The sequence below is a fragment of the Paragemmobacter ruber genome (genome assembly GCF_009908315.1).
Taxonomy (GTDB): domain Bacteria; phylum Pseudomonadota; class Alphaproteobacteria; order Rhodobacterales; family Rhodobacteraceae; genus Paragemmobacter; species Paragemmobacter ruber.
On record NZ_JAAATW010000002.1, the window covers coordinates 415100 to 433476 of the forward strand.

Consider the following 18377-nt stretch of genomic DNA (forward strand, 5'->3'; position numbering starts at 1 on the left):
GTTCGAACGAATTTGCAAATTTCTTCGAAGAAATTTGGCCCCTGCGCGGCAGGGGCGGCGGTTCGGGGCGGCAGGGTGTCGCGGCTGGGCTGGTCGGGGGGCGGGGGGGGTGCTATCTCGGCCCTTCGTAAGGCTGGAGAGGCGGCGCGTGATCCTTTTCGAACATGGTCCGGGCGGGGTGCCTGCGCTTTTCGACGGCGCGCGCGAGGTGATCGTGGCGCGGCGGGCCGATCAGGTGCGCCCGGCGCTGGCCCGGGCCGACCGGGCGCGGGGCGCGGGTGGCTGGCTGGCGGGCTATGTGGCCTATGAGGCGGGCTATGCGCTGGAGCCGAAGCTGGCGCCGCGGATGCCGCGGCGGCGGCCGGGGCCTTTGGTGCTGTTGGGCGTGTTCGACGGGCCGCAGGTGGCGGATCGCGTTCTGGCGCGGGCGGGGGCCGAGGCCGGGGAGGCGCGGCTGTCGCCCCTGCGGCGGGGGATCAGCCGCGCGGCCTATGGCGCCGCCATCGCCCGGGTGATGGGCTATATCGCGGCGGGTGACTGCTATCAGATCAACCTGACCTTTCCCCTGTCGGCGCGGCTGGAGGCGGGGACGGCGCTGGGTCTTTATGGCGCGCTACGCGCGCGGCAGGCGGTGGGCTATGGGGTGTTCTGCGATCTGGGCGTCGGCCCTGTGGTCATGTCGCGGTCGCCGGAATTGTTCTTCCGGGTGGAGGGGGGCGTGATTTCGGCCCGGCCCATGAAGGGGACCGCGCCGCGCGATGCAGACCCCGCGCGGGATGCTGCGCTGGCGGCGGCGTTGCAGCTGTCGGAGAAGGCGCGGGCGGAAAACCTGATGATCGTGGATCTGTTGCGCAACGATATCGCCCGCATCTCGGAAGTGGGATCGGTGAAGGTGCCCGAGCTTTACGCGGTGGAGCCCTATGCGACGGTGCATCAGATGAGTTCGACCGTGCAGGGACGGCTGGTGGCGGGGGCCGATCTGGCGGGGCTGATGGCGGCGCTTTTTCCCTGCGGGTCGATCACGGGGGCGCCGAAGATCCGCGCGATGGAGATCATCGCCGAGGTGGAGGGGCGCGCGCGGGGCGTCTATTGCGGGGCGATGGGGTGGATGGCGCCCGGGGGCGATGCGGTGTGGAACGTGGCGATCCGGACGCTGTCGCTGTTTCCCGGGGGGCGGGTGCGGTTGAACGTGGGCGGTGGCGTGGTGCAGGATTCCACCGCGGCGGGCGAATGGGAGGAGGCGCTGTGGAAGGCGCGCTACGCGGAAGGGCTGGGGGCGACGTCCGGCTGATCGAGACGCTGCTTTGGGACGGGGCGGCCTTTCCCCGGCTGCCGCTGCATCTGGCGCGGCTGGCGGCGGGGGCGGAGGCGCTGGGTTATCCCTTCGATGGGGCGGCGGTGCGCGCGGCGCTGGGGGCGGCGGTTGCGGCGGGGCCGTTGCGGGTGCGGCTGACGCTGGGGGCTGCGGGCGATGCGGAGGTGACGGTGGCGCCCCTGCCTGCGGCAAAGGCGGCATGGCGGGTGGGGCTGGCCGCGGCGCGGCTGGCGTCAGACGATCCGTGGCTGCGGGTGAAATCCACCCGGCGCGCGGCCTATGACGCGGCGCGGGCGGCCCTGCCGGATGGGGTGGACGAGGTGGTCTTCCTGAACGAGCGGGCCGAGGTCTGCGATGGCACGATCACGACCGTCTTTTTCGACCGCGGGCAGGGGATGCGGACGCCGCCCCTGACATGCGGGTTGCTGCCCGGCGTGCTGCGGGCCGAGTTGGCGGTGCCGGAAGAGGTGCTGCGGGCGGCGGATCTGCCGCGCGTGCGGCTGTGGGTGGGAAATGCGCTGCGGGGGCTGATCCCGGCGGTCTGGGTCGGCGATTGAACGGAGCGGCGTGCCGCCGCAAGCCTTTCCTGTCGTCGGCGCCTGCGCGCCTCCTCCGTGGTGAGGGGGCGCGCCCCCTTTTGTCCCGCCTGCGGCGGGCCAATTCACCCCCGCGGGTATTTCGGGCCAAGATGAAGGGGGATGGGCTTCATCTTGGTGTGAAATACCCTCAGGGGGTGAGGCGCGCAGCGACGAGGGGGGCAGACGGCCCCCCTGCGACGGTGGTGATCTTCAGGCCCGGTTCAGAAGGTGGCGCAGGGCGGCGAGGTCGTCCTGCATCAGGCCGTGGCCCGCGCCGGGGTGGATGCGGGTTTCCACCGTGGCGCCGAGGGCGTTGAGGGTATTGGCCGTCTCGCGCACGCGCTGCAGGGGGATGTGCGGGTCGCGTTCGTGGACGGAAAGCCAGACGCGGCCTTCGCGCGTGCCTGCATAGTCGAACCGCTTGGGGCGGTGGCCGTAGAGCGCATCTGACGGATCGCCGGGGGCGTCGGCGGTGCCGACGAGGCCGCCGGAGAAGGCCAGCACGCCTGCAAGGCCCGCGCCGTGGCGGGCATAGCCTTCTGCCGCGAGGCAGGCGCCCTGGCTGAAGCCTGCGAGCCAGATCTGGCGGCGCGGGATGCCTTCGGATTGCAGGGTGGCGATGGCCTGATCCACCTGCGCGAGCGCGCGGGTGACGAAGGGTTCCATCTGCGCGGCGGGGGCGAGGAAGCTGGTGGGCCACCAGCTTTGGCCCGGCGCATCGGGCGCGATGGCGGCGACCTGGGGCAGGGCCGCGTGATCCATCAGCGACAGGATGTCGGCGGCCGAGCCGCCGCGACCGTGCAGGAGCACGATCCCGGCGGTGGCCCCGGTCTGGGGGCCATGGCGCCTCATGCCGGCACCCTGATGGGCGGCAGCACGGCCTCGATCCGGTCGCGCAGGCGTTCGTGCTGCGCGGGCAGCATCAGCTTCGACCCCATGGTTTCCACCGGCTCGTCCACGGCGAAGCCCGGCGGATCGGTGGCGATTTCGAACAGCACGCCGCCCGGTTCGCGGAAGTAGATCGCGTTGAAATACTGCCGGTCGATGACGGGCGTGGTGCGGTGGCCGAATTTCAAGAGCGCCTCTTGCCAGTGGTGCTGATCGTCCTGCGTCTTGGCGCGGAAGGCGACGTGATGGATCGTGCCGCGCCCGGGGCGCGGGACGGCGGGGACATCGGCGCGCCAGATGTCGATGATGCGGGCGCGGTCGGTGCCATCCGCTTGCAGGCGCAGGCGTTCGCCGCCGGGGGCGCGTTCGGAGCCGATCGCGCGATAGCCGAACACCTCGGTCAGGAGGCGGGCGGTGGGGTCGGGGTCGCGTTCCCAGAGCGTGACGGAATGGAAGCCGTGCCGATCCGCCGCCCCGTCGGTTTCGATCAGTTCCACCGGCGCGCCATCAGGATCGCGCAGGGTGATGACGCGCTGGCCGAAGCGTTCGGTCCCGGCGGGGATGTGGCGGTCGCCTTCCGACAATTCGTCGATCAGGCTGTCCATCTGCCCCTTGGGGATGGCATAGGCGAAGGCCGAAGCCATGCCGGGGCCGGCGCGGCCGGGGCCGGCATCGGCGAAGGGGAAGAAGGTCAGGATCGTGCCCGCGCTGCCGACGTGATCGCCGTAATAGAGGTGATAGGTGCCGGGATCGTCGAAGTTGACGGTTTTCTTCACGAGGCGCTGTTTCAGCAGGCCTGCGTAGAAATCGACATTCTCCTGCGGCGGGCCGGAGATGGCGGTGACATGGTGGAGGCCGGGGATCTTGGTCATCGGACTGCCCTTTCGGCGGAAGTTTCGGTTGCGTCGAATATGGGGCAGGTGCGGCATTGCGAAAACCGGGCAGGCGCGCGCGAGACTTGTGCAGCATTGCACGGAAGGGCGGTCGCGCCCCGTGGGGGGTGGGGTCGGCCCCGGGCGGGCCTTGACTTCGCCCGCGCCAAGGGGTGTATCGGCGCGATGATCCAAACAGCCTCGTCAGGGGAAGCATGATGCACGCCTATCGCAGCCATACCTGCGCCGAGTTGAACACTGCCCATGTGGGCCAGACGGTGCGCCTGTCGGGCTGGGTCCATCGGGTGCGCGACCATGGGGGCGTGTTGTTCATCGACCTGCGCGATCATTACGGGATCACGCAGGTGCTGGCCGACAGTGACAGCCCGGCCTTTGCGGCGGTGGAGAAGGTGCGCGCCGAATGGGTGATCCGCATTGATGGCCGCGTGAAGGCGCGCGATGCGGCGCTGGTGAACCCCAAGATCCCCACGGGCGAGGTGGAGGTCTATGTGACGGGCCTTGAGGTGCTGGGCGCGGCGGAGGAACTGCCGATGCCCGTCTTCGGCGAGGTGGATTACCCGGAGGAGACGCGGCTGACCTACCGCTTCCTCGACCTGCGGCGGGAAAAGCTGCATCGCAACATGATGCTGCGGTCGAACGTGGTGCGGTCCTTGCGCAACCGGATGTGGGGGCAGGGGTTCAACGAGTTTCAGACGCCGATCATCACCGCCTCCAGCCCCGAGGGGGCGCGGGATTTTCTGGTGCCGAGCCGCCTGCATCCGGGCAAGTTCTATGCCCTGCCGCAGGCGCCGCAGCAGTTCAAGCAGCTGATCATGGTGGCGGGGTTTGACCGCTATTTCCAGATCGCGCCCTGTTTCCGGGATGAAGACCCGCGCGCCGACCGTTCGCCCACGGATTTCTACCAGTTGGACGTGGAGATGAGCTTTGTCGAGCAGGAGGATGTCTTTGCCGCCGTCCAGCCGGTGATCCAGGGGCTGTTCGAGGAGTTCCGCCCCGATTGCACCGTGCCGTCCGACTGGCCGCGCATCGCCTATAAAGATGCGCTGCTGTGGTACGGGTCGGACAAGCCCGACCTGCGCAACCCGATCAGGATGCAGGTGGTATCCGAGCATTTCCGGGGATCGGGTTTTGCGGTCTTTGCCAAGCTTCTGGAGAATGAGGGGACGGAGATCCGCGCCATCCCGGCGCCGACGGGCGGCAGCCGGAAGTTCTGTGACCGGATGAATGCCTATGCCCAGAAGGAAGGGCTGCCGGGGATGGGGTATATCTTCTGGCGCGAGGCGGAGGACGGGTCGGGGATGGAGGCGGCGGGGCCGCTTGCCAAGAACATCGGACCCGAACGGACGGAGGCGATCCGCCAGCAGCTTGGCCTTGGCCTTGGCGATGCGGCGTTTTTCCTTGGCGGCAAGCCCGAGCAGTTCGAGGCTTTCGCGGGCCGGGCGCGCAACGAGATCGGGCGGGAGTTGGGTCTGGCCGAGACGGATACCTTCCGTTTCGCCTGGATCGTGGACTTCCCGATGTATGAGAAGACGGATGACGGGAAGATCGACTTTTCCCACAACCCGTTTTCCATGCCGCAGGGCGGGATGGAAGCGCTGATGGGCGATCCGCTGAAGGTGCATGCCTATCAGTATGATCTGGCCTGCAACGGGTATGAGCTGATTTCGGGCGGCATCCGCAACCACAAGCCCGAGATCATGTACAAGGCCTTTGAACTGGCCGGCTATCCGAATTCGGAAGTGGACAAGCGGTTCGGCGGCATGGTGAAGGCGTTCAAATATGGCGCGCCGCCGCATGGTGGCTGTGCCATGGGGATCGACCGGGCGGTGATGCTGCTGGCGGATGAGAGCAACATCCGCGAGGTGATCATGTTCCCGATGAACCAGCGCGCGGAAGACCTGCTGATGGGCGCGCCGAGCGAGCCCACGAATGAGCAGCTGCGCGAATTGCGGCTGCGGGTGGTGCCGAAGGAGCAGTGAGGGGGCGGCGGTTCTGGTGGGGTTGACCCCCTCCCCGGCCCTCCCCCGTGCCGGGGGAGGGAGTGGCGACCCCCCTCGCCAAGCGGGGCTTTCCCTGCCAGTCTGCGGGTCTGCCCTGAGGTGATCCATGCCGCCTGTCCCGCCGCTTTACACCGCATCGGTGCCTGTGTTCCGGCATTATCTGGAGCGCGTCTCGGCCATCGTGGAGCGGGCGGGGACGGAGGCGCTGGAGGCGCGGATCGCGGATGCCTTCCCGGCGCGGCAGCAATTCGCGACCGCTGCGGGGTTCGCGCTGCGGGTGGCCTGCCCGCTGGCGGGGCGCGAGGTGCCGGACCTGCCTGCCGCGCTGGGGCCGCGGCTGGCGGTGGCGCGGGCGATGCTGGGGGCGATGGGACCCGGCGCCTTTGAGGGGGCGGAGGCGCGCGTGATTCGGCACCGGGCGGGGGAGGCGTGGCTGGAGCAAGACGGGGCGTCGTTCCTGCACCTGTACGGGATGCCCAATTTCCTGTTCCATCTGACCATGGGATATGCCGCCTTGCGGGCGGTGGGGGTGCCGCTGGGCAAGGCGGATTTCGACGGCTTCCACGCCTATCCGCCGGGGTTTTCGTTCTGATGTGTCGGGCTGATGTGTCGGGCTGATCTTTCGGGCTGATCTTGCGGGGGAAAGCCCGGGCGGGGCAAGGTGCGGGCGCGGCGTGCGGACGGGGTTTGTGGGGGGAGCGGATGGCGGAATTGAGCGGGTGGCAGGCGGCGGCCTGGCCGGACGGGGCGGCGCTGGAGGGCCGCTATGCGCGGCTGGAGCGGCTGGATGCCGATGCCCATGCGGCGGATCTGTTCGCGGCCTTCGCCGGGCATGACAGCCTGTGGGACTACATGCCCTATGGGCCGTTCCATGCGGCGGCGGCCTATCACCGCTGGGCCAAGGAGGCGACCGGGGGCAAGGATCCCCTGTTCTGGGCCATCCGGGCCGAAGGGGCGGCGCATCCGACGGGGGTGGCCGCCTTCCTGCGCATCACGCCCGAGCATGGCGTGATCGAGGTGGGGCATATCTGCCTGTCGCCCGCCCTGCAGCGCGGGCGGGCGGCGACAGAGGCCATGTTCCTGATGATGGACTGGGCCTTTTCCCATGGCTATCGCCGCTATGAATGGAAATGCAACGCGCGCAACCTGCCGTCGCGGCGGGCGGCGCAGCGGTTGGGCTTTTCCTTCGAGGGCGTGTTCCGCCAGCATATGGTGATCAAGGGCGCGAACCGAGATTCGGCGTGGTTCTCCATCATCGACAGCGAATGGCCCGCCCTGCGCGAGGCCTATGCGGCCTGGCTGTCGCCGGCCAATTTCGATGCCGCCGGCCGACAGAGGGAGCGGCTTTCCGATCTGACGCGGCTGGTGCGCGCCGCATCGGACCCCGCGCTGTGAGCGGGCGCCTCAGCCGGGATAGAGTGTGGCAAGGCGGGCGTTGACCGGATCGCGCAGCGTCTGGGCCGGTGGCGGCGGGGGGCGGGGCATGGCAGGCTCCTTCCAGTGGTCACGGGGACAGGGTGCGTCGCGTGCATGAAGATCGGGTAAACGCGCGCCCCTTCTTCTGCCTGCGCGCGGCCTGCGACGGGCGCGCCCCTTGCGCGGCGGCGGCGGCGCACCCATAACGCAGGGCAGGGCGTTGCAGGGGAGTGCGCGATGATCGGACGATTGAACCATGTGGCCATCGCGGTGCCGGACCTGACGGCGGCGGCGGCGCAGTATCGCGACACGCTGGGGGCGCATGTAGGCGCGCCGCAGGACGAACCCGATCACGGGGTCACGGTGGTGTTCATCGAATTGCCGAACACGAAGATCGAACTTCTCTACCCGCTGGGCGAGAATTCCCCCATCGCGGGATTTCTGGAAAAGAACCCGGCGGGGGGCATCCATCACGTCTGCTACGAGGTGGAGGATATCCTTGCCGCGCGCGACCGGCTGAAGGCGGCGGGGGCGCGGGTGTTGGGGACGGGCGAGCCCAAGATCGGGGCGCATGGCAAGCCGGTGCTGTTCCTGCATCCCAAGGATTTCAACGGCTGCCTCGTCGAACTGGAACAGGTCTAAGCGCCATGAGCATCACTGCCGCCATCGTTCTTTATGCCGTGACGTGGTTCATGGTGTTCTTCATCGTTCTGCCCATCCGCTTTGTCAGTCAGGGGGACACGGGCGAGGTGGTGCCGGGCACGCCCAAAAGCGCCCCGGCGACCGAGATGGTGGGGCGCAAGGCCCGGCTCACCACGGTGATCGCGGCGGGCGTCTGGGTGGTGCTGGCGGGGATCATCCTGTCGGGCGTCATCAGCGTGCGCGATCTGGACGTGCGGGGCGTGATGACAGAGTGATGCGGCCTGTCTTCATCTTGGCGGAAAATACCCTCAGGGGGTGAATGGGCCGCATGGCCCAGAGGGGGCGGAACGCCCCCTGAACCCGGAGCAAGCGCGTAGGCGGCTTGCGACGCCAAAAGGCTTGCGGCGCAGCCGCTCCGCAAAACTGGCGGGCGGGTTGGTGGCGGGGGCAGCGGGTGCGTCAGCGGGTGTGTCTGGGGGTGTTCAAGCGGTGGAACAGGTGGGTGAAGGTCGCCACGCCGAAGACCGGGATCAAGAGGTTCACCACCGGGATCGACAGGGGCGCGGCCATCAGCACGCCCGCGCCCCAGATGCGGGCGCGGTTGGCGCGCCACAGGCGGCGCGCCTCGGTGCGGCCCAGGCGGCGCTGGGCCACGAGGGTGAAATATTCCCGGCCCAGCAGATAGCCGTTCAAGCCCCAGAACAGCACAGGCACCAGCGGCCCGGCGAAGGGCCACAGGAAGAGCGCGATCAGGTTCGCCCCCAGCGCGATGCCGAAGAAATTGACCGCGCCGATCAGGCCTTCGGCAAGGGTCTGGGGCCGTGCATCGGGCAGGGTGGGGTAGTGGCGGTCTTCGACGGCATCCACCACATCCTCGAGAAACAGCCCCGTGAAGGCCGAGGCGACCGGCACCATCAGGAAGACCGAGGCGAGCAGCATCAATATGATCGAACCCACCGAGAGAAGCGTGTCAAGCCCGCCCACCGGGCCAAGGAGCGGCAGGTCGGTGGTTTCCGGCACCAGCCACTGGATCGCGCCGATCATCAGCGCATAGAGCGCGACCAGAAGCGCCAGCGTCAGCCCCACCCCGAGGGCGACGACGCGGCGGAAGCGCGCGTCGCCCCATTGGGCGAGGGCGCGGGAGAAACTGGCGAGGATCATGCCCATTGGGGGGGTCCTTTTGCGGGGGCGGGGTGCGGGCTTCGTTCCAAGCCCTGTATCCATGCCCCGGTTCAAGCCCAGGTGACAGTGCGGGCGAGGTCCGGGCGCGGCCGATCGGGCAGGGGCGCGCCGGGGGTGGCGATGTGGATGATGCCCGCCACCCATTCGCTGTCGGTACAGCCGAAGGCGCGGGTGATGAAGGGGCGGTCATGGCTGACCCAGCCGGAGAGCCAATTGGCGCCCCAGCCTGCCGCCGTGGCGGCGTTCACGAGGCCTGCGCAGAGCGCGCCTGCCGACAGGGTCTGTTCGATCTGGGGGATCTTGTCCGAAGGTTTGGGCGCGGCGATGACGATGACGGCGAGGTGGGAGCGGTCGAACTGGCCGCGCCCCTTTTCGATGCGTTCGGGTTCGGGGCCGATCTCGCGCGCCCGCGCCTCGGCCAGATCGGCCCAGCGGTCGAGCGCCGCGCGCCCCCCCACGATCAGCCGCCAGGGTTCCAGCTTGCCATGATCGGGCACGCGCAGGGCCGCCTGCAGGATGGGTTCCAGCGCCGCGCGGTCCGGCGCGGGGGCGGTCATCAGCTTGGACGGGTAGGAGGCGCGGGTGGCGAGGAAGGTGAAGGCGGGGCTATCGGGTTGCATCGAGGGCCTTGCTGCCCCGGCGTGGCGCGGGGCGGTGAGGGGGGGATTTCTGGCGGAGCGGGCATGCGCCCGCATTGCTTTTGTCTCGCCTGCGCGCGGTCGCGCTCGGCTCGGGTGTTTTTTGGGTATTTGAGCCAAGGTGAAGGGGCAAGGGCGAAGTGCGGCGAGGCGGGGCGGATCAGGGTTTCGTGAAGAGGGTTTCGAGGTCGTCGATCCATGCGGTGAGGAAGGCATCGAAGCGGGGGTCGGGCTGGCGGGCGGCAAGCGTGGCGGCGAGCGGGTCAGGGGCGGTGACGGGGCTTTGGGCCAGTTCCTCGATCACGGCATGGCCGCAGAAGGGGACGTAGACCTCGGAATAGCCGCCCTCGTGGACGGCGAGGAGGCGGCCGTCGCAGAGGGTGTCAGCCGCCTGCATCGTGAGGCGGGTCATCTGGCGGAAGGTGTCGGCGGTGGCGAGCATCCGCCCCAAGGGATCGAGTGCGGCGGCATCAAAGCCGCAGGCGATGAGGATGGCGTCGGGTTTGTGGGCGTGGAGCGCGGGGAGGACGAGGCGTTGGAACGCCTCGATATATCCTTTGTGGCCGGTGCCGGGGGGGAGGGGGATGTTGAGGTTGGTGCCACGGGCCGCGCCTTCGCCCCGGACCTCTGCCCCGCCGGTATCGGTGGGATAGTTGCGGTCCTGATGCAGCGAGATGGTCAGGATGTCGGGGTCGTGCAGGAAGATCGCCTCGGTCCCGTTGCCGTGATGGACGTCCCAGTCGATCACGGCGAAGCGGCGGCCCGGGGTTTCGGCCTGCGCGGCGCGGATGGCGATGGCGATATTGGCGAGGAGGCAGAAGCCGTTGGGCCGGTCGGGCAGGCAATGGTGGCCGGGCGGGCGGGAGAGGGCATAGCCGTTGCGCGCCTTGCCGGTGAGGATATCGAGCAGGCCCTGTTTGGCGAGGCCTGCGGAGAGGGCGGCGAGGTCATAGCCGCCCCGGCCGAAGGGGGCGCGGGGACCCAGTTCGCCCCCGTCGGCATCCGACAGGGCCTTGAAACGGTCGAGATACGCGGCGGGGTGGACGCGGAGCAGGTCTTGGCGCGTGGCGGGATCGGCGCTGCGGGGGGAGAGGTGGTGGATCAGGCCCGTCACCTCGATCAGGTTTTTCAGGCGGCGTTTGGTTTCGGGCGATTCGGGCAGGCCACCGCCGGGCTGGACGAGGCCGCCTGCGGGCAGGGTGAGGGCGTATTGGCCGCCATGGTGCCAGAAGGTGCGTTCGTCGGTGTAGAAGGCGGTGGTCATCGGGGCCTCGGCTGTGGGGGGGCGGGCGGCAGGGCGGGGGCTGCGGGGCGGGATCGGCGCGCGGGACAGGCGGCCGCCTCGCTGCGGCCCTGCCTTGGGGGATCAGCCTTTGGCGGATTTGCCCTCGATTCGGTAGCTGCCTTCGGGCAGGTCCAGCGCGGCGGCGAGGTCGCGCAACTGGGTGATCGACAGGGTGATGCGGACCGGCTCTTCGGTGAGCGGGTCGATCTGTTCGAGGGTCACGCAATCCTCGAAGGCGAGGATGGTGATGTCTTCCTGCAGGGTGTCGCCCCCTTCGTCGATGAGGGTGATCACGGTGGCGTCGAAGTCGTGCTCGATGGTGAACATGGCGGTAGGCTAGCGCGGGGCGGGCGGGGGGCGCAACGGGAAAGGCGGGGGGGTGTGCAAACGGGGGTCTTGGCGACGGGGGGCTGCGGGATGGAGGGCGTGAGGGGCAGGCTGGCAGGGCAGAGGGTGGGGTGGGACGGTGGTGGGGGAAGAGGGGGAAGAGCGACCGCGATAAGCGCGGGATGGGACGGTGGGGGGGCTGGACGGGAGGGGTGGCAGGGATGGGAGAGGAGGGGGATGGCGGGGAATTGGGGACGGGGCGGGTAGGGAGGAAGGTGGGCCGGGACGGCAGGATGGCTTGCCGTGGGAAGGGCGACAGGGGTGAGGGCGGTTTGGGCCGGTGGTGTGGCTTGGGACGGAAGGGGTGGTGGGGACGCGGGTGGGTTGGGACGGGGCGGGGTGGCCTGGAAGGTTGGCAGGGATGCAAGGGTGCGGGACAGGGTGAGACGGTGGTACGGGGAGGAGGGCGTGGATTGGGGCTGGGGTGCGGATTTGGATTGGGGGATGCGGGTGGGTTGGCGCTGAACCGGGCGTGAAGGGGTGTGGGCTGGTTCGCGCTGCGGGACAGCGTGAGACGGTTGGGGGGCAGATTGAGGTTGTGGTGCGGATTGGGATTGGGGGATGCGGGCGGATGGGCGCTGAACAGGGCGTGAAGGGGCGGGGTGGGGGCTGGTTCGCGGCGCGGGCTTTGCTAGATTGTGCGAAAAGGTGCAGGTCCACAGCGCCGCGCGACGGGTGAGCGGGCCTTGTCACGGCCGGATGCGGGCCGGCAACGGGCAGGACGGCAGAAGGCGAGATTGGCGGGCGATGCGGGCAGTGGTTCTGGCAATGATGGCGGTGGGCGCGCTGGCGGCTTGTGTGCCGACCTATCCGGCGGGCTATCCCGGCGGCTATCCCGCGCCCCTGCCGGGGCCGGAGGTGCCTGACGCCGTTGCGTCCGTGCCATCGGCGCCCTTGTCGCCGCGGCAGGCGGCGGACAATTTCATCCGGGTCGTGCGGCAGGTGGAGCCGATGACCGAAGAGATCTGCCGGGCGCGGACACGCGGGGTGAATTGCGATTTCCGCATCGTGATCGACGACCGGCCGGGTGTGGGGCCGAACGCGTTCCAGACGCTGGACGAGACGGGGCGGCCGGTCCTTGGCTTCACGCTGGCGCTGATTGCGGATGCGCGCAATGCCGATGAGATCGCCTTCGTGCTTGGCCATGAGGCGGCGCATCACATCCTTGGGCATATCCCGCAGCAGCAGCAGACCGCGATGGCCGGGGCGATGATGGCGGGCATCCTTGCGCAGGCCACGGGGGCGGGGGCTGAAGCGGTGCAGGCGGCGCAGCAGATGGGCGCGACGGTGGGCGCGCGGCGCTATTCGCGGGCCTTTGAACTGGAGGCCGATGCGCTGGGCACGGAGATCGCGCTCTATGCGGGCTTTGACCCGGTGCTAGGGGCGGGCTTCTTTGACCGGCTGCCCGATCCGGGGGACCAGTTTCTGGGGAGCCATCCGCCCAATGCCCAGCGCAAGGCGCAGGTGCGGGCCGTGGTGGCGCAGTTGCGCGGGTTCTGATCGGGGCGGGGTGCAGGCCTGCGCACATGGGTCGAAGCGCTCGGGGCGGGGATCGGGCTTTGCGCGGGGAATGCCCCGGTGCTGGGGGCGGGCTTCTTTGACCGGCTGCCCGATCCGGGGGACCAGTTCCTGGGGAGCCATCCGCCCAATGCCCAGCGCAAGGCGCAGGTGCGGGCTGTAGTGGCGCAGTTGTGCGGGTTCTGATCGGGGCGGGGTGCAGGCCTGCGCGCATGGGTCAAAGCGCCGGGGGAGGAGATCGCGCTCTGCGCGGGCTTTGGCATGGTGCTGCGGACGGGTTCTTTGATTGGCTGAGCGATCCGGGGGACAAGTTTCTGGGGTGTCACCCGTTCAACGCCCGGCGCAAGGCGCGAGGGCGGGCTGTGATGGCGCCGTTGCGCGGGTTCTGAGAGGGGCGGGTGCGTCTTTCTGTATGGCGCCCTGTGCGCTGCGTGGGTGCGGGCTTTATGGCCATGGGCTGGTGTGCCGAGGACGAAGATCGCCTTATCTGAGGGCTTTGACCCGGTGCTGGGGGCGGGCTTCTTTGACCGGCTGCCCGATCTGGGGGACCAGTTTCTGGGGAGCCATCCGCCCAACGCCCAGCGCAAGGCGCAGGTGCGGGCCGTGGTGGCGCAGTTGCGCGGGTTCTGATCGGGGCGGAGTGTGCCTGCGCGCATGGGTCGAAGCGCTTGCGGCGGGGATCGAGCTTTGCACGGGGAATGACCCCGTACTCCGGGCGGGTTCTTTGATCGGCTGAGCGATCCGGGGGGTCCGTTTCTGGGGAGCCATCCGCCCCATGCCCAGCGCAGCGTGAAAGCGTGGGCCGCGGTGGCGCCGTTGCGCGGGGTGTGGGCGGGGCGGGGTGGGCTTGCGAGGCATGGGGCGGTGCGCTGGGGGAGGAGATCGCGCTCTGCGTGGGGTTTGACCCGGTGCTGGGGGCGGGTTCTTTGGTCGGCTGACGGCTTCGGGGGACAATTTTCTGGGGTGTCACCCGTTCAACGCCCGGCGCGAGGCGCGAGGGCGGGCTGTGGTGGCAGCGTTGCGCGGAGTGTGAGCGGGGCGCTTGATCTGGGTCAAGGCGGGGGTGGGCGCCCGGGTGCAGGGTGGCCGGTGCGGGAGGCGGATCCTGTGGCTGGGAGCTTGCGGCGATGATCGGATATGGCGAGGCGCCGATGGCCTGGGGCCTGACGCGCGGGATGGGGCGGGTGTTGGGCGTCAGCCTGACGGATGCGGTGGTCGCGGGCTGGCTGCATCGGTCGGAGTTGGCTGTGCTGGTGGAGCGCTGTCAGGCCTGCGGGCAGGCGGAGCGCTGTGCGGGCTGGCTGGGGCGCACGGCGCAGGCGGAGGCCTTGCCGGAGTTCTGCCCGAACAAGGCGGGGATCGAGGCCTTGGTGCCGCGGTGAGGTTGTGCGCCGATCTTGGTGAGTTGTTTTAGGGGGAGTTGTTTGGGGGCGCTGTTTGTGGGGCGCCGGGTGAGCAGCGGGGCCGGGCTTGAGGGGGCCGCGGCGCTGTGGCACGGTCCATCGGATGGAAAAGCTGGGTGAGATCCTGCGTGACCGGGGGTCGCGCTATGCCGTGTCGGGCGGGCCGGTCGCCGGCCGGGCCGGGGTGGCGGTGGCCTTGGCCGAATTGCGACGCGACAAGAAATATGCCAAGGCCACGCACAACTCCTGGGCCTGTGTCCTGAGCGAGGGCGGGCCGCAGAAGGGCGATGATGGCGAGGCGGGTGCCGGTGCGGTGATCCTGCGCATGCTGGAGCGGGCGGAGTTGCGCGATCATCTTGTCGTGGTCACGCGCTGGTATGGCGGGGTGCCGCTTGGCGGGGACCGTTTCGCGCATGTGGTGACCTGTGTGCGGGCCTATCTCGACGCCTTGGGTCGGGCGGGGTAAGGCTTGCCGCGACGGCAAGGGTGCGGAGGAGTGGCGCGATGTTCGGCTGGCTGCGGGCAGAGATCCGCCGGATCGGCAATACGACGGTCTGGAGCTGGCAGGGCTGGGCCTCGGCCTGGGCGCGGGAGAAATCGCTGCGGCAATGGACGCTGGTGAATGTGATTTCGGCTGTGCTGGCCTTCGCCCTCGATCTGACGGCGGGGGAGCGGGCGCTGATCCTAGCGCTGGGGCTGCTTTTGCTGGCGGCGGAACTGGCGAATACGGCGATCGAAGAGGTGGTGGACTACATCTCGGAACAGGTCGATCCGCGGGCGAAGCGGGCCAAGGATGCGGGATCGGCGGTGGTGGCGGTGACGGCGCTGGCGGGCGGGGTTGCGTGGGTGGTGATCCTGATCGGGTGAGGGACAAATTCCTTGAAGGAAGGAATTTGCAAAAGTTTTTCTGAAAACTTTTGGGCGCGCGGAATGGGGCCGGGGTGCGGGGTGGTGGCCTTGCTTTTGGGTATTTGGGCCAAGGTGAAGGGGCGGGCCAGACCATGCGCGGGGGGGCCTGTGGTGGTGCCTGAGGGGGGCGCGGGTCAGGGCGCGGGTCGGGCCCGGTTCGATTGGCGCCGCAGGTGGGCGCGGTAGAGCAGGGGCGCGGCGATGCGGTCATAGACGAAGGTCAGCGCGGGGCGGATGAGGGGTAGGCCCGTCAGGCGGGCGAGCCAGCGCCAGCGGGGCAGACCGGCCCAGATGGCGCGGAAGGCGGCCAGACCGGAGAGGAGTTCGCCATCCTTGAGCACGTGCAGGCGGCGCGCGGCCTGATCGGGCGTGAGGCCGTAGGCGGCGGCCTGATCCAGTCTGTCAAAGCGCAGGGGCAGGGCGTCGCGGGTGGCGGTCTTGCGGTAATGGTCGATCTCGAACCGGCAGACCGGGCAGGTGTCGTTGTAGAGGATGCGTGTCTCTTCGGCCATGTCGCGGGATATAGCGCGGCGGCGGCCGCCTTGCAGGGGCGCGACGGGATGCCGCCCCCCCTAATCCTGCGCGCGATCAGGGCAGGAGGCGACCCCAGAGGTCGTAGTCGCCCGCTTCCTCCACCTCCACCTGCACGATGTCACCGGGGGAGAGCGTTTCGAACCCTTCGTCGATGAAGAGGTTGCCGTCGATTTCGGGCGCATCGGCCATGGTGCGGCAGGTGGCGCCCTGATCATCCACCTCATCCACGATCACGGGCAGCACTTTTCCAACCTTCGCGGCCAGTTTCGCCGCGGAAATGGCTTGTGCTTTTGCCATGAAGCGATCCCAGCGGTCCTGCTTCACCTCTTCCGCCACGTGGTCGGGCAGGGCGTTGGAGCGTGCGCCGGGGACGTTTTCGTATTTGAAGCAACCGACGCGGTCGAGCTGTGCCTCATCCAGCCAGTCGAGAAGGGTCTGGAATTCCGCCTCGGTCTCGCCGGGGTAGCCCACGATAAAGGTGGAGCGGAGGGTGATGTCGGGGCATTGGCTGCGCCAGGCGGCGATTTCGTCCAGCGTGCGTGCGGCGGCGGCGGGCCGGGCCATGCGTTTGAGCACATCCGGGTGGGCGTGCTGGAAGGGGATGTCGAGATAGGGAAGGATCAGGCCCTCGGCCATGAGCGGGATGAGGTCGCGCACATGGGGATAGGGGTAGACGTAATGCAGGCGCACCCAGGCGCCAAGCTGGCCCATCTCGCGCGCGAGGTCGGTGATATGGGCGCGAACGCTGCGGTCCTGCCAGGGGCTGGTGTCGTGCTTGCGGTCCACCCCGTAGGCAGAGGTGTCCTGGCTGATGACGAGGAGTTCCTTCACCCCGGCTGCCACCAACTTTTCCGCCTCGCGCAGGATGGCATGGGCGGGGCGGCTGACCAGACGCCCGCGCATGTCGGGGATGATGCAGAACTTGCATTTGTGGTTACAGCCTTCGGAGATCTTCAGATAGCTGTAATGGCGCGGCGTCAGGCTGACGCCGGTGGCGGGCAGAAGGTCGATGAACGGGTCGGGCTGGGGCGGCACGGCGCCGTGGACAGCGTCCAGCACCTGTTCGTATTGATGCGGCCCGGTCACGGCCAGCACCTTGGGATGGGCGCCGGTGATGAAGTCGGGCTCGGCCCCCAGACAGCCGGTCACGATGACGCGCCCGTTCTCCTTGAGCGCCTCGCCGATGGCATCGAGGCTTTCGGCGCGGGCGCTGTCGAGAAAGCCGCAGGTGTTGACGATGACCGCATCCGCCCCCGCATAATCGGGCGAGATGGCATAACCCTCGGCCCGCAGGCGGGTGAGGATGCGTTCGCTGTCTACCAGCGCCTTGGGGCAGCCGAGCGAGACCATGCCGATGGTGGGCTGGCCTGCCCGGCGTTCATCGGGGACGCTGGCACGGGCAAGATCGGGGCGCAGGTTGGGCGGGTTCTGGGTCATGGCATCTGTCCTTGAAGGCGGCGTCATAGCGCAAAGGAGGGGCGCCGGGAAGGGTGGTGCCTGCCTGTCCTGCCGCTTCATCTTGGGAAAAATACCCTCGGGGGGTGCGGGGGGCGAAGCGCCCCCGCCGCGGCGCCGGAGCGCGCAGGCGCGCAGGCGCAACAAAAAGGCTTGCGGCGCAGCCGCGCGATTGGATCACCGTTGGCGGCTTGCCCTGACGTCGGGGGCGGCTTAGCGTCCGGCGGCCAGAGGAGGCCCGATCCATGACCGACACCCGCCCGCTGATCCTGTCCTGCCCCTTGCCGCGCACGTTGCCCTTGATCTTTGCGCCGGATCGGCTGGCGGAATTGCGCGCGCGCTACCGCATCGTCGAGACGACGGATGAGGCCCTGCCCGGCCTGCCCGATGCTGTGCTGGCCGAGGCGCGCTATATCATCGGGCAGCCGCCGCTGGATGCGGGCACGCTGGCGCGGCTGGCGGGGTTGCGCTGCATCTTCAACGTGGAATCCAATCTTCTCAACAACATGCCTTATGATGCGGTCTTCGCGCGCGGCATCCATGTGGTGACGACAGGCGCAGTCTTTGCCCAGCCGGTGGCCGAGATCGGGCTGGGCTTTGCCCTATCGCTCTTGCGCAACATCCATGGGGCGGATGCGGATTTCCGGGCGGGGCGGGAATTGTGGGGGGGTGAGGGCAATGCAGAGGCGCGGCTTCTGACCGGAGCAGAGGTGGGGATCCTGGGCTTTGGCGATCTGGGGCGGGCCTGCGCGCGGGTGCTTTCCGGCTTCCAGCCGCGGCTGCGGGTGTTCGATCCATGGCTGCCGCCGTCGCGCATCCGCGAGGCCGGGGCGGAGCCGGCCGATCTGGAGGTGGTGCTGGCGCAATCGGATGTGGTCTTCTGCACCGCTGCCGTGACGTCGGAGAACCGGGGGTTTCTGGGCGCGGCGGCCTTTGCGTCGATGCGGCGGGGGGCGATCTTCCTGCTTTTGTCGCGCGCCGATGTGGTGGATTTCGCCGCGCTGATGGGCGCGGTGCGGGAAGGCCATATCCTTGCCGCCTCTGACGTGTTCCCCGAGGAGCCTCTGCCCGCCGATCATCCGGTGCGGTCGATCCCAGGTTTCCTTCTGTCGGCGCATCGAGCGGGGGCCCTGGATGTGGCGTTCAAGCGGATGGGCGAGATGGTGCTGGAGGATCTGGCGCTGCTGGATCGGGGCCTGCCGCCCATGGTCTGCAAGCGGGCCGAGCGCGAGACGGTGGCGCGGTTCCGATCGAAGCCGGTGGCGGTGAACTGATCCGCCGATGGGCGGGGCGGTTCGGGTGGCGGCGCTTGCGGGCCGGGGCGGGGCGGGCGT

Annotated in this window: 22 protein-coding genes; 14 read left to right on the top strand and 8 right to left on the bottom strand. The window is 69.1% G+C overall.

The features are described 5' to 3' along the window. Positions 1–148 precede the first annotated feature (148 nt). Together GU920_RS10365 and GU920_RS10370 are read left to right on the top strand one after the other, a co-directional pair. Positions 149–1291, top strand: a complete 1143-nt coding sequence (locus GU920_RS10365) for an aminodeoxychorismate synthase component I (protein WP_161766946.1) — start codon at positions 149–151, stop codon at positions 1289–1291. Then, entirely contained in the window at positions 1246–1872 is a 627-nt protein-coding gene (locus GU920_RS10370; RefSeq protein WP_394351555.1) for an aminotransferase class IV, read from the top strand. The genes GU920_RS10365 and GU920_RS10370 overlap by 46 nt, the downstream gene beginning before the upstream one ends. A 231-nt stretch (positions 1873–2103) precedes the next feature. Here GU920_RS10370 and GU920_RS10375 read toward each other — a convergent pair whose 3' ends face one another. Then, on the bottom strand, positions 2104–2745 hold the full coding sequence (locus tag GU920_RS10375; protein WP_161766948.1) for an alpha/beta hydrolase: 642 nt from the start codon (positions 2743–2745) through the stop codon (positions 2104–2106). Then, complete coding sequence (locus tag GU920_RS10380; protein WP_161766949.1) at positions 2742–3653, bottom strand: ring-cleaving dioxygenase; 912 nt, start codon at positions 3651–3653, stop codon at positions 2742–2744. Before GU920_RS10380 ends, GU920_RS10375 begins: the two co-directional genes overlap by 4 nt. Before the next feature lie 218 nt (positions 3654–3871). On the opposite strand from GU920_RS10380, the gene aspS reads away from it, so the two are divergent. The 5 genes from aspS to GU920_RS10405 all read left to right on the top strand — a co-directional run bounded on the left by aspS (position 3872) and on the right by GU920_RS10405 (position 8007). Then, entirely contained in the window at positions 3872–5653 is a 1782-nt protein-coding gene (gene aspS / locus GU920_RS10385; RefSeq protein ID WP_161767351.1) for an aspartate--tRNA ligase, read from the top strand. A gap of 127 nt (positions 5654–5780) precedes the next feature. Then, positions 5781–6266, top strand: coding sequence for a DUF1993 family protein (locus GU920_RS10390; protein WP_161766950.1), 486 nt, complete (start codon positions 5781–5783; stop codon positions 6264–6266). A 110-nt stretch (positions 6267–6376) separates the two neighbouring features. Beyond that, positions 6377–7069, top strand: a complete 693-nt coding sequence (locus tag GU920_RS10395) for a GNAT family N-acetyltransferase (protein WP_161766951.1) — start codon at positions 6377–6379, stop codon at positions 7067–7069. A 258-nt stretch (positions 7070–7327) separates the two neighbouring features. Continuing rightward, positions 7328–7732 carry a methylmalonyl-CoA epimerase gene (gene mce / locus GU920_RS10400; RefSeq protein ID WP_161766952.1) on the top strand — a complete coding sequence of 135 codons (405 nt, stop codon included), beginning with the start codon at positions 7328–7330 and terminating at the stop codon, positions 7730–7732. A gap of 5 nt (positions 7733–7737) precedes the next feature. After that, entirely contained in the window at positions 7738–8007 is a 270-nt protein-coding gene (locus GU920_RS10405) for a DUF1467 family protein (protein ID WP_161766953.1), read from the top strand. 184 nt (positions 8008–8191) lie between these two features. Here GU920_RS10405 and GU920_RS10410 read toward each other — a convergent pair whose 3' ends face one another. The 4 genes from GU920_RS10410 to GU920_RS10425 all read right to left on the bottom strand — a co-directional run bounded on the left by GU920_RS10410 (position 8192) and on the right by GU920_RS10425 (position 11164). After that, on the bottom strand, positions 8192–8893 hold the full coding sequence (locus GU920_RS10410) for an EI24 domain-containing protein (RefSeq protein ID WP_161767352.1): 702 nt from the start codon (positions 8891–8893) through the stop codon (positions 8192–8194). A gap of 71 nt (positions 8894–8964) precedes the next feature. Then, positions 8965–9534: a nitroreductase family protein gene (locus GU920_RS10415; RefSeq protein ID WP_161766954.1), complete on the bottom strand. Its 570-nt coding sequence runs from the start codon at positions 9532–9534 to the stop codon at positions 8965–8967. 178 nt (positions 9535–9712) lie between these two features. Beyond that, positions 9713–10816: a class II histone deacetylase gene (locus GU920_RS10420; protein ID WP_161766955.1), complete on the bottom strand. Its 1104-nt coding sequence runs from the start codon at positions 10814–10816 to the stop codon at positions 9713–9715. 102 nt (positions 10817–10918) lie between these two features. After that, on the bottom strand, positions 10919–11164 hold the full coding sequence (locus tag GU920_RS10425; protein WP_161766956.1) for a hypothetical protein: 246 nt from the start codon (positions 11162–11164) through the stop codon (positions 10919–10921). A gap of 807 nt (positions 11165–11971) precedes the next feature. Here GU920_RS10425 and GU920_RS10430 point away from each other — a divergent pair. From GU920_RS10430 to GU920_RS10450, 6 genes are all read left to right on the top strand, one after another. Continuing rightward, the gene (locus GU920_RS10430) at positions 11972–12724 is read left to right on the top strand and encodes a M48 family metallopeptidase (protein ID WP_161766957.1); all 753 of its coding nucleotides are present in this window, start codon (positions 11972–11974) and stop codon (positions 12722–12724) included. Positions 12725–12802: 78 nt separating this feature from the next. Then, a complete protein-coding gene (locus tag GU920_RS19525; RefSeq protein ID WP_394351556.1) occupies positions 12803–12928 on the top strand; it encodes a hypothetical protein in 126 nt (41 codons plus the stop codon). 276 nt (positions 12929–13204) lie between these two features. Then, entirely contained in the window at positions 13205–13372 is a 168-nt protein-coding gene (locus GU920_RS10435; protein ID WP_394351557.1) for a hypothetical protein, read from the top strand. 497 nt (positions 13373–13869) lie between these two features. Next, a complete protein-coding gene (locus GU920_RS10440; RefSeq protein ID WP_161766958.1) occupies positions 13870–14124 on the top strand; it encodes a DUF6455 family protein in 255 nt (84 codons plus the stop codon). Positions 14125–14248: 124 nt separating this feature from the next. Continuing rightward, the gene (locus GU920_RS10445; RefSeq protein ID WP_161766959.1) at positions 14249–14611 is read left to right on the top strand and encodes a YigZ family protein; all 363 of its coding nucleotides are present in this window, start codon (positions 14249–14251) and stop codon (positions 14609–14611) included. A 38-nt stretch (positions 14612–14649) separates the two neighbouring features. Beyond that, positions 14650–15012 (top strand): diacylglycerol kinase, encoded by a 363-nt coding sequence (locus GU920_RS10450; protein WP_161766960.1) that lies wholly within the window; start codon positions 14650–14652, stop codon positions 15010–15012. Positions 15013–15188: 176 nt separating this feature from the next. Here the strand turns inward: GU920_RS10450 and GU920_RS10455 are convergent, their stop codons facing one another. Then, positions 15189–15566 carry a thiol-disulfide oxidoreductase DCC family protein gene (locus GU920_RS10455; RefSeq protein ID WP_161766961.1) on the bottom strand — a complete coding sequence of 126 codons (378 nt, stop codon included), beginning with the start codon at positions 15564–15566 and terminating at the stop codon, positions 15189–15191. Between the two features lie 76 nt (positions 15567–15642). After that, positions 15643–17025: a 30S ribosomal protein S12 methylthiotransferase RimO gene (gene rimO / locus GU920_RS10460; protein ID WP_161766962.1), complete on the bottom strand. Its 1383-nt coding sequence runs from the start codon at positions 17023–17025 to the stop codon at positions 15643–15645. A 263-nt stretch (positions 17026–17288) separates the two neighbouring features. On the opposite strand from rimO, the gene GU920_RS10465 reads away from it, so the two are divergent. Continuing rightward, the gene (locus tag GU920_RS10465; RefSeq protein ID WP_161766963.1) at positions 17289–18317 is read left to right on the top strand and encodes a hydroxyacid dehydrogenase; all 1029 of its coding nucleotides are present in this window, start codon (positions 17289–17291) and stop codon (positions 18315–18317) included. The last annotated feature ends 60 nt before the right edge of the window (positions 18318–18377 follow it).